This window comes from Mycobacterium sp., from assembly GCF_044370595.1.
Classification (GTDB): Bacteria; Actinomycetota; Actinomycetes; order Mycobacteriales; family Mycobacteriaceae; genus Mycobacterium.
Window position 1 is genome coordinate 31,710 of sequence record NZ_JBILVF010000016.1, and the last position, 10,575, is coordinate 42,284.

Genomic DNA, 10,575 nt, shown 5'->3' on the forward strand with positions numbered 1-10,575 from the left:
CGACATGACTGCGCCTCTGAACGACACGCGGACACCGCCACTACGGCTGGCGGGACTCATCTTCTTACTGGTGCTGGCCCTGATCGTCACCTTCCTGCTGCTGCAGTTCCGGGGCACGTTGACCCCGAAGACCGAGCTGACCATGGTGGCGGCCCGGGCGGGTCTGGTGATGGACCCCAACGCGAAGGTCACCTACAACGGAGTAGAAATCGGCCGCGTCACGCGGATCGAGCCGACGGTCGTGGACGGGACCCAGGCCGCGAAGTTCGCGCTCGAGGTCAAGCCGAAGTTCATCCCGCTGATTCCGTCTAACGTCGACGCCGACATTCAGGCGACGACGATCTTTGGCAACAAGTTCGTCTCACTGTCAACCCCCAAGAATCCCTCTCCGGAGCGCGTCAGCAGTTCCCAGGTCATCGACGCGCGCAGCACGACAACCGAGTTCAATACGCTGTTCGAGACAGTGACCAACCTGGCGGAGAGCATCGACCCGGTCAAGCTCAACCTGACGCTGTCGGCGACTGCTGAGGCGCTCACCGGTCTGGGCACCAAACTTGGCGAGACCATCGGCAAGGCCAACGTGGCGATGGATAACCTGACCCCGCGACTTCCGAGACTGCAGTACGGCCTCCAGCAACTCGCAGGTTTTGCCGATGTCTACACCGCAGCCGGACCGGATCTCTGGGACGCCCTGGACAACGCTTTGACCACGATCCGGACCCTCAACGACCAGCGCGGTGATCTCGACGCCGCCCTGCTCGCCGCGGCTGGTTTCGGAAACACCGGCGCCGACGTCTTCGAGCGGGGGGCCCCCTACCTGGTCCGTACCCTGTCTGACCTGGTGACCACCTCGCGAACACTGAACACCTACAGCCCGGCGCTGTTCTGCATGATTCGCAATTACGCGGAACTGCTGCCGAAGGCCCTCGACGGATTCGGTGGAAACGGCTACTCGCTGGCTGACCACGCCAAGCTGATCGGCGCCCCGAACCCTTACATCTATCCGGATAACCTGCCGCGGGTGAATGCCCGTGGCGGCCCCGGCGGGGCGCCGGGTTGCTGGCAGCCGGTCACCCGGGACTTCTGGCCGGCACCCACCCTGGTCACTGACACCGGTGCCAGCATTGCTCCGTACAACCACTTCGAGATCGGGCAGCCGCTCCTCACCGAGTACGTCTGGGGCCGCCAGTTCGGGGAGAACACGATCAACCCATGAGCATCCGCGGAACACTTATCAAACTCGGCATCGTTGCGACGATCCTGGCGTTGTGCACGGCCCTGCTCGTCGTGGTCTTCGGCCAGCTGCGCTTCCAGCGGTTCAACACCTACACCGCAGATTTCAGCAACGGCAGCGGTTTGAAGCCTGGCCAGTTCGTCCGCGCCGGTGGCGTGGAGGTCGGCAAGGTCAAGGACGTGACACTCGCCGAGAACGGCCAGCGGGTGACGGTCAGGCTCAATGTCGACAAGTCGCTTCCGCTGTATCAGTCGAGCACCGCGCAGATCCGCTACGCCAACCTCATCGGCGAGCGCTACGTCAACCTTGACCGGGGCAGCGGTGAGGGTGCGGATCAGGTGCTTCCGCCCGGGGGCGTCATTCCGCTGGCCCGCACCACCCCGGCGCTGGACCTCGATGCGCTCATCGGCGGATTCAAGCCGCTCTTCAAGTCGCTTGATCCGGAGAAGGTCAACAACATCGCCACCTCGCTGGTGACGGTCTTCCAGGGTCAGGGCGGTACCGTCGCGAACATCCTGAGCCAGACCGCGCAGTTGACCTCGACGCTGGCCGACCGCGACCGTGCCATCGGAGAGGTCATCACCAACCTCAACACCGTGCTGACGACAGTGAACCGGCATCAGCGGGAATTCGACTCGACGGTGAACAACCTGGAAATCCTGGTGACCGGCCTGAAGAACCGGGCCGATCCGCTGGCCCAGGCCATCGCCGACATCAGCAACTCCTCGACGGCACTGGCCGGCTTGCTCAGCGACGAACGGCCCCGCCTGCAGCAGACCCTCCAAAAGCTCGAGGTCATCCAGCAGCCGTTCGCCGACCAGCCGGAACGTCTCGACAAGCTCCTCACGGAGTACCCGACGGCGATCAACCTGATCGGCCGGGCCGGCGGCATCTATGGTGACTTCTTCAACTTCTACCTGTGCGACCTCACCCTGACCCTCAACGGTCTGCAGCCCGGTGGCCCGGTTCGCAACGTCCGGATCACCAAGCAGCCGACGGGGAGGTGCACGCCGCAATGAGGACCCTCCAAACCGACAACCGGGTTCGGCTAGGCCTGTTGGGCCTGCTGATCGTGGTCATGGTGGTTGCCGTCGGCCAGAGCTTCGCCAGCATCCCGATGCTGTTCGCCAAGCCGATGTACTACGCGCACTTCTCCGACTCCGCAGGTTCGGCTCCCGGGGATAAGGTCCGCATCAGCGGGTTCGACGTGGGCCAGATCAAGTCGATCGATATCGACGGCGACCGGGTCAAGGTCGGGTTCACCCTGGGCAAGTACCGCATCGGCACCGACAGTCGGTTGTCGATCCGCACCGACACCATTCTGGGTAAGCGGGTCATGGAGATCGACCCGCGCGGCACCAAGCCGCTTGCGGTCAACGGATTGTTGCCGCTCGAGCAGAGCACCACGCCGTACCAGTTGTACGACGCATTCTCGGAGTTGACCACCAACACCAGCCAGTGGGACCTCGATGCCGTCAAGCGGTCGCTGAATGCATTGAGTGAGACCCTCGACGCCAGCCAGCCCGAACTCAAGGCCGCCCTTGACGGGGTTGCCCGGTTCTCCGACACGATCGGCAAGCGCGATGACGCATTCAAAGACCTGCTGGTACAGGCGAATAAAACAGCGTCCGTCCTGGGCAACCGCGGTGAGCAGATCAACCGGCTGCTGGTCAACGCGCAGGTGCTGCTCTCCGCGGTGAATCAGCGCAGCCGCGAAGTCGACGTGCTGCTGCAGAACATCACCCTGGTGTCCCGGCAGTTCGAAGGGTTCATCGCTGACAACCCCAACCTGACCAACGTCCTGACCCAGTTGCAGACCATCAGCACCGTGCTGGCCCAGCACAAGGACGACCTGGCGTACTCGATCACCACGGCCTCGAAGTTCATGGGCGCCCTGACCGAGGGCATCGGCTCGGGGCCGTACTTCAAGACATTGCTGGTGAACATTCTCCCGTACCAGATCATTCAGCCCTGGGTCGACGCGGCGTTCAAGCAGCGCGGGATCGACCCTGAGGAGTTCTGGCGCAATGCGGGCCTGCCTGCCTACCAGTTCCCCGACCCGAATGGCGTGACTCAGCCCAACGGCGCCCCGCCGGCCGCTCCGCCGGTGTTCGAGGGGACGCCGGAGAACCCGGGTCCCGCCGTCGGACCGGGTGCGCCGTGCTCCTACACACCGCCGGTGGGCGGTATCCCCTCGCCGGGCAACCCGCTGCCGTGCGCGGCGGCGACCCAGGGCCCCTACGGCCCCGTTCCCGGTGGTTACCCACCACCCAACGTCGCAGTCTCCGAGCGCAATCCGGCCGCTGAGGTCCCCAACCACGGTGTACCGGCCGCCGCAGTGCCGGGGCAGCCCGGCCCGCTGGTGCCGGGGGCACCCGGTCCGGCCCTGGCACCCGGCCCGCCGGGAGCCCGCACCGTTCCGGTGCCGGGTCCTGGTCCTGGTAACTCTGTTCCGCCGATCGCGCCGTTCGAAACGGGAGGTGCCTAGCCGATGTCCGTTCGTAACGTGGGCCTGTCCAAGGTCTCCCGGGGCGGGGCCGTGATCGCCGCCATCGTCCTGGTGCTGGCTCTGCTGGCGGCCATCATCGGCTACCGGATGTACAAGAAGGCCAGCACCACCACCGTCAGCGCCGAGTTCGCCGACGCGCTCGCGGTGTACCCGGGCGACCGGGTGCAGATCATGGGCGTTCGGGTCGGGAGCATCGACAAGATCGAGCCGACCGGCAACGGCGACCGGATGAAGGTCACCTTCAGCTTCGACAGCAAGTACAAGGTGCCGGCCGACGCCGTCGCGTCGGTGCTCAACCCCACCGTCGTGGCCTCCCGTGTGCTCCAGTTGGATCCGCCTTTCACCGGCGGCCCGACCCTGGCCTCCGGTGACGTGATCCCGATCGAGCGCACCCAGGTTCCGGTGGAGTGGGACGACATCCGCGGGAACTTGGACAGACTCGTCACCGAACTGGGGCCGACCCCGAGCCAGCCCAAGGGTGCACTCGGCGAGGTGGTGGACTCCCTCGCCGACAACCTGAACGGCAAGGGCAAGCAGATCAACACCACATTCCGGGCTTTGTCGGATGCAGTGGCCGCCCTCAACGACGGCCGGGGCGACCTCTTCGCCACGACCAACGCGCTCGCGGTGTTCGTCAACGCCCTGCACCAGAGCGATCAGCAGTTCGTCGCGCTGAACAACGACCTCGCCCAGTTCACCGGCCTCCTGGACAACTCCGATCAGGAGCTGGCCCAGGCGCTCGTCGAGATCGACCGCCTGCTCAAGACCGCCCGCCAATTCGTCGATGACAACGGTTCGCTGCTGTCCACGAACATCAACAACTTGGCGGATGTGACCAACGCGCTGATGCAGCCGGAAGCCCGCAACGGTCTGGAAACCGCATTGCACGTCTACCCGACGCTGCAGGCCAACACCAATCAGATCTACCACCCGACGCACGGTTCGATCGTGGCCATCCCAGCGGTGGCCAACTGGGCCAACCCGATGCAGTTCCTGTGCAGCGCCATCCAGGCCGGCAGCCGGTTGGGCTACCAGGATTCTGCTGAGCTGTGCGCGCAGTATCTCGCGCCCATCCTGGATGCGACGAAGTTCAACTACCCGCCGTTCGGGGTCAATCAGTTCGCCAGCGCATCCACGCTGCCCAAGTACGTGGCGTACTCCGAGGAGCGGCTGCGCCCGCCACCCGGATACAAGGACACCACCGTGCCCGGTATCTGGTCACGCGACACCCTGTTCTCGCACGGCAACCACGAGCCCGGCTGGATCGTCGCTCCGGGGATGCAGGGCGTGAAGGTGCAACCGTTCACCGCCAACATGCTGACCCCGGATTCGCTGGCGGCGTTGATGGGCGGACCCGACCCGGCGTCGTACCCGGCTGCGGGTCCGCGCGGTGGGGCCCCGTCGAACTCCTATGACCAGAAGAATCCGCTCCCGCCGCCGTGGTACCCGCCGGCCCCGCCGGCCCCGGCACCAGGCCCGGACGTGGTTCCCGGTCCGTTGCCGGTGTCCCAGCAGATCGGCCCGCCGGCACCCGGCACGGTGGCGCCGGCGGCACCCGCGCCGCCCGCCGCCCCGATGCTGGCACCGCCAGCACCGCCCGCTCTACCTGCCGAAACGGGGGCCGGACAGTGACCGAACAGGTGAAGCGTTCCCGCCGACTCGGGCTACGCGGTCTCGCACTCGGTGCGACCGCGATGATCCTGACGTCCTGCGGGTGGAAGGGCATCGCCAACGTTCCGCTCAATCTCGGTCCGGGTAGCGAGAAGGGCGCCCAGACCTACTTCGTGCAGGTACCGGACACCTTGGCTCTTAACGTCAACAGCCGGGTCCGGGTCGCCGACGTGTTCGTGGGCACGGTGCGCAAGATCGAACTGAAGGATTGGGTGCCGACGCTGACACTCAGCGTCGACCACACCGTCGAGTTGCCTGCCAACGCGACTGCCAAGATCGGCCAGAGCAGCATCCTGGGCACCCAGCATGTCGAGTTGGCGGCACCGGCCAATCCGTCCTCGGAGCCGCTGCGCAGCGGCGACACCATTCCCGTCGAACGCTCGTCGTCGTTCCCGACCGTCGAGCGGACGTTGGCCAGCCTGGCCGCCGTATTGCGTGGCGGCGGCATCGCCAACCTCGAAGTCATCCAGAACGAGGTCAACAACCTGCTGACCGGCAACGCCGAGGAGATCCGGTCGTTCCTGACCAAGCTCGACGGGTTCACCGCCGAACTCAACAAGCAGCGCGAGGACATCGCCCGGGCAATCGAGTCGACGAACAACCTGTTCGCCTACGTGGCCAGCCGCAACAGCACGCTCGACCAGTTGCTCGTCGACTTGCCTCCGCTCGCCGAATATCTGGCCGGGTCTCGGGACCGACTCGCCGACGCGATCACCGCGTTGGGCCGATTCGGCAAGGTCACCAGCGAGACGCTGACGGCGGCGCAGGCGGATCTGAGCACGAACCTCGACATCTTGCAACGTCCGTTGGTCCAGCTGGGCCGCGGCGCGCCGTATTTCCTGGACGCGATGCGGCTGATCATCACCAACCCGTACCCGTTGGACAACATCCCGAAGGTTATCCGCGGCGACTACATCAACCTGTCGCTGAATGTCGACCTCACCTTGAGTTCGGTCGACAACGGATTGCTGACGGGTACCGGTGTGTCGGGCATGCTGCGGGCACTCGAGCAGTCCTGGGGCCGCGACCCGGCGACGATGATCCCCGACGTTCGGTTCACTCCGCACCCGAACATGACCGATGGTGGCGGACCGTTCATCGAGCGCGGCGACTAGGGGCGTGATCTGAATGGTGTTGACTCGCTTCATCAAAACCCAGTTGCTGCTTTTCGGCATCTTGACCGTGCTGGCATTGATCGCGCTGAGCGTGTTCTACCTGCGCGTGCCGAACCTGGTGGGCATCGGGCAGTATCCGCTCAAGGTTGAGCTGCCGGCCGCCGGCGGTCTGTACAAGACCGCGAACGTCGCCTACCGGGGCACGACGATCGGGCGGGTGACCGATGTGCAACCCACCGAGTCCGGTGCGGTGGCGACGCTGAGCATCAGTGACAAGTACAAGATCCCGCTGAACGCCAGCGCGAACGTCCGTTCGGTCACCGCGGTCGGCGAGCAGTACATCGACCTGGTCTCCGACGGGGCATCGGGCGAGTACTTCCAGCCCGGGCAGACCATCACCAACAGCACGATCCCGACCCCGATCGGTCCTGCGCTGGATCGGGCTGAAGCGGCACTGGCGGCCATCCCGGCCAACAAGCTGCCGAATCTGCTCGATGAGACCGCTCAAGCAGTGGGAGGGTTGGGTCCGACCCTGCAGGATTTGGTGCGCAACACCGAGTCTTTCGTAACCGCGCTCAACGACGACATCGACGGCGTCAACAACCTCATCGACAACGCACCGCCGATCTTCGCCAGCCAGGTGCAGTCCGCCGATGCGATCTACCGGTGGGCTGCGAACCTGAACTCACTGACGGCGCAGGCCCGGGACCAGGATGCCGCGCTGCGCAGCGGACTGCAGCAGGCGGCGCCGGCAACGGAGCAACTCAACACCCTGTTCGTGAACGTGCAGGACGCGCTGCCGGAGACGCTGGCGAACCTGGCGATCATCACCGAGATGCTCAAGCGGTACAACAAGGGCGTCGAACAGGCTCTGGTGCTGCTGCCGCAGGGTGCTGCCGCCGGGCAGGCCGTCGCGTCGCCGTTCCCGGGCGAGGCGTCCCTGGACCTCGCCCTGTCGATCAACCAACCGCCGCCCTGTCTGACCGGCTTCCTCCCGGCCTCGGAGTGGCGTTCACCGGCCGACACCAGCCTTAAGCCGGTCGAGGACGATCTGTACTGCAAGGTGCCCCAGGAAACTCCGGCAAACACCGTCCGCGGCGCCCGGAATATCCCCTGCGTCGACGTCCCCGGAAAGCGGGCGGCCAACCCGCTAGCGTGCCGCAGCGAAGAGCCCTACGTCCCGCTGGGTACCAACCCGTGGTACGGCGATCCGAACCAGATCCTCACCTGCCCTGCTCCCGGCGCGGCGTGCGACCAGCCGGTGAACCCGGGCACGGTCATCCGGGCCCCATCCATCAACAACGGAATGAACCCGGCACCGGCGGACTTGCTGCCCGGGCCCGTGGCGCCGTCCAGCGATGCGCCGTCTGCGCCCGGTCAGGGAAGCGTGCAGTGCAACGGCCAGCAGCCCAACCCCTGCACCTACACCCCGGCGGCCCCGGCGGCGACGAACATGTCGTCCACCTACAATGCTGCAAGCGGTGAAATCGTCGGTCCGGATGGCACGACGTACACCGTTCAGAACTCGACCACTACAGGAGACGACGGATGGAAGGAGATGCTGGCCCCGGCCGGCTGACCCCAACCCCGCCACTCACAGCTGACGAGAGACCGGATCCCGAACTCAGCGATCACGTGGATGATGCCGGGACCGCATCGGAGCCCGAATCGGTGTCCGACTCGTGGCTGTCCGACTCGTGGCTGTCCGGTCGTCGGCTGAACATGGTGATCGGCGGGATCGCCGTGGCCGCTCTTGTGCTCGCCGCGGCCGGCGTCCTTGCTCTCTTCGGCCACCGGGTGAGCTCCAAAGCTGCCAGCGATGAGGCCGTCGCGGTTGCCGCGGCAAAGGACTGCATCACCGCTACACAGGCCCCGGACGTCAAGGCGATGGCCGAGAGTCAACGCAAGATCGTCGAGTGCTCCTCGGAAAACTATGCTGCGCAAGCGAACCTGTACAGCGGCCTGCTCTTTGATGCCTATCAGACAGTGAACGCACAGGTGAAGGTCACCGACATGCGGGCGGCGTCGGAGCGACACAACTCCGACGGTTCTATCGACGTTCTGGTTGCGACCAGGGTGGCCTTGTCGAACACCCAGCAGCAGGATCAGGAACTCAGTTACCGGCTGCGGGTGCGGATGGTGCCCGCCGATGGGACATTCAAGATCGACAGCATTGAACCGGTGAGCAAGTGACCGTCGCGCTGGACAGCGCGTTGGACGATCCGCAGGTCGACCCGCCCGACAATCCCGCTGGCTGGTGGTCACGTGCCGGTGCCTTCGCCATCGACGTCCTGGCCCCCGCTGCGGCCGTCGCGGCGATGCTCATGGTCGGCTGGTCGGCGCCGGAACGCGGCTGGTTGTGGTGGTTGTGCATGGTGCTGGCCGCGCTTACGGTGGTCGCCATCGCCGTCAACCGACTGCTGCTGCCATCCGCCACCGGATGGAGTGTGGGGCGGGCCGTCTTCGGGATCGCGGTGGTGGAACGAGGCGGCGAAGCCGTCGGGCCGTGGCGCCTGTTGGTCCGAGACCTGGCGCATCTGGTGGACACCATCCCGTTGTTCCTGGGTTGGCTGTGGCCGTTGATCGAGGGCCGCGGCCGGACCTTCGCCGACTTGCTGGTCGGCACCGAGGTTGTCCAGCAGGACGGGCCGCGGCCGGACTGGCGCCGACTGGCCGGTGGTCTACTGGCTGGCGCGGCCGCACTGTGCGTTCTGGCGGCCGCGTTGGGCTACGCGACTGTTTACCAGGACCAACGGGCGGTCGAACGGGCCCGCAGCCAGATCGCCGATGCGGGACCCCGGATAGTCTCGGACATGCTCAGCTATACCACCCAGACCGTGGAGGACGACTTCGCGAAGGCCCAGACGCTAGTCACTGACGGATATCGCCCCGAGTTGGTCAAGCAGCAGGACGCCGTGCGCAAGGCGCCGGTCAACAACGACTACTGGGTGAGCAACAGTGCGGTGTTGTCCTCGACCAAGGACCGGGCGGCGATGCTGATGCTGCTGCAGGGTCAGCGCGGTGTCGAACCGAACCAGCGATTCGTCACCGCCTCGCTGCGGGTGGATTTCGAACGGACCGGTCCCGGCGAGTGGAAACTGGCTAACCTGACGGTGCTGGCAGCGCCGGCGTCAGCCGAGGGCGATCAGCCCAAGCCTGATGCGCCCAAGCCTGACGCGCCCAAGCCTGACGCGCCCAAGCCTGATGCGCCCAAGCTCCCGCCGCCCGAGCCTGGCGAGGGTGGGCGATGAGTCCGCGTCGCCGGTTTGAACCGGGTCGGCTATCGGCGTTTCGGCTTCCTGACCCGCCACCGTCGCGCCGGAGACTTGCTGTCATCGGCGCCCTTGCTGCGGCGGTCATCACCGTGGCGGTGGCGACCAGCGCAGTGGTGTTCGTCAAGAACCAGACCGAGCGCCGGACGCAGATCCGGGAAGCGGCGGTGCTGAGCTTCGTCCGAACTTTCATCACCGAGTACACGTCACCAAATCCGTTCAGCGCCAACGATTACGCCGACAAGGTCCTCGCACTGGGAACCGGAAACTTCGCCAAGATGTATTCGGAACGGATGAACGAGGTCGTCATCCAGGTAGCCCGGGCCGAGCGCGGCTTCGGATCGGTGCAGGAAGTCGGCATTGAGCGGTGGAACGACGACGGTAGCGCCAGTGTCATAGCAGTGGCGAATATGACCACCAAACTGCCCGACGGCCGCAAGTTCGACAGCAGCAGTCGGTGGGAAGTGACGGCGGTCAAGGAAGGGGACCAGTGGAGGGTCAGCGACCTGATTCAGGTGTTGTGAATGAGGAGGCCGAAGCTACTGCCGAGGCCACTTCCGAGGCCACTACCGAGGCGGTGGTCGAGGACGGGGTGCTCGAGGAGCAGACCGAATCTGCGGCCGATGGCGACGCGGCGGTGCTCGCCGACGCGCCGGTCAAGAAGCCGTCTGCGTTGCGCACCTGGATCGCCGGCCACCAGCGAGCGGTTGCGGTGGCGGCCGTGGCGTCCTTCGTAGCCGCTGGTGGCTTCGCCGGCGCGGCCCTGCAGCCCTA

The 10,575-nt window shown here is 65.9% G+C and carries 9 protein-coding genes and 1 pseudogene; all 10 read left to right on the forward strand.

Going from position 1 to position 10,575, the window contains the following annotated elements:
• The first annotated feature begins 4 nt into the window (after positions 1-4).
• Positions 5-1,216: an MCE family protein gene (locus ADBZ5N_RS04190; RefSeq protein WP_526256230.1), complete on the forward strand. Its 1,212-nt coding sequence runs from the start codon at positions 5-7 to the stop codon at positions 1,214-1,216.
• The gene (locus ADBZ5N_RS04195) at positions 1,213-2,253 is read left to right on the forward strand and encodes a virulence factor Mce family protein (protein WP_526256231.1); all 1,041 of its coding nucleotides are present in this window, start codon (positions 1,213-1,215) and stop codon (positions 2,251-2,253) included. Before ADBZ5N_RS04190 ends, ADBZ5N_RS04195 begins: the two co-directional genes overlap by 4 nt.
• Complete coding sequence (locus tag ADBZ5N_RS04200) at positions 2,250-3,722, forward strand: MCE family protein (RefSeq protein WP_526256232.1); 1,473 nt, start codon at positions 2,250-2,252, stop codon at positions 3,720-3,722. The genes ADBZ5N_RS04195 and ADBZ5N_RS04200 overlap by 4 nt, the downstream gene beginning before the upstream one ends.
• 3 nt (positions 3,723-3,725) lie before the next feature.
• Positions 3,726-5,375: a virulence factor Mce family protein gene (locus tag ADBZ5N_RS04205; protein ID WP_526256233.1), complete on the forward strand. Its 1,650-nt coding sequence runs from the start codon at positions 3,726-3,728 to the stop codon at positions 5,373-5,375.
• A 62-nt stretch (positions 5,376-5,437) separates the two neighbouring features.
• Positions 5,438-6,529 carry an MCE family protein gene (locus ADBZ5N_RS04210; RefSeq protein WP_526256240.1) on the forward strand — a complete coding sequence of 364 codons (1,092 nt, stop codon included), beginning with the start codon at positions 5,438-5,440 and terminating at the stop codon, positions 6,527-6,529.
• Between the two features lie 16 nt (positions 6,530-6,545).
• Positions 6,546-8,108 carry an MCE family protein gene (locus tag ADBZ5N_RS04215; protein WP_526256241.1) on the forward strand — a complete coding sequence of 521 codons (1,563 nt, stop codon included), beginning with the start codon at positions 6,546-6,548 and terminating at the stop codon, positions 8,106-8,108.
• A 143-nt stretch (positions 8,109-8,251) separates the two neighbouring features.
• Entirely contained in the window at positions 8,252-8,722 is a 471-nt protein-coding gene (locus ADBZ5N_RS04220; RefSeq protein WP_526256234.1) for an Mce protein, read from the forward strand.
• Complete coding sequence (locus tag ADBZ5N_RS04225; RefSeq protein WP_526256235.1) at positions 8,719-9,780, forward strand: RDD family protein; 1,062 nt, start codon at positions 8,719-8,721, stop codon at positions 9,778-9,780. Before ADBZ5N_RS04220 ends, ADBZ5N_RS04225 begins: the two co-directional genes overlap by 4 nt.
• A complete protein-coding gene (locus tag ADBZ5N_RS04230; RefSeq protein ID WP_526256236.1) occupies positions 9,777-10,325 on the forward strand; it encodes an Rv1363c family protein in 549 nt (182 codons plus the stop codon). The genes ADBZ5N_RS04225 and ADBZ5N_RS04230 overlap by 4 nt, the downstream gene beginning before the upstream one ends.
• Positions 10,322-10,575, forward strand: a pseudogene (locus ADBZ5N_RS04235) (hypothetical protein); the annotation flags it as partial. The gene ADBZ5N_RS04230 and the pseudogene ADBZ5N_RS04235, both read left to right, overlap by 4 nt.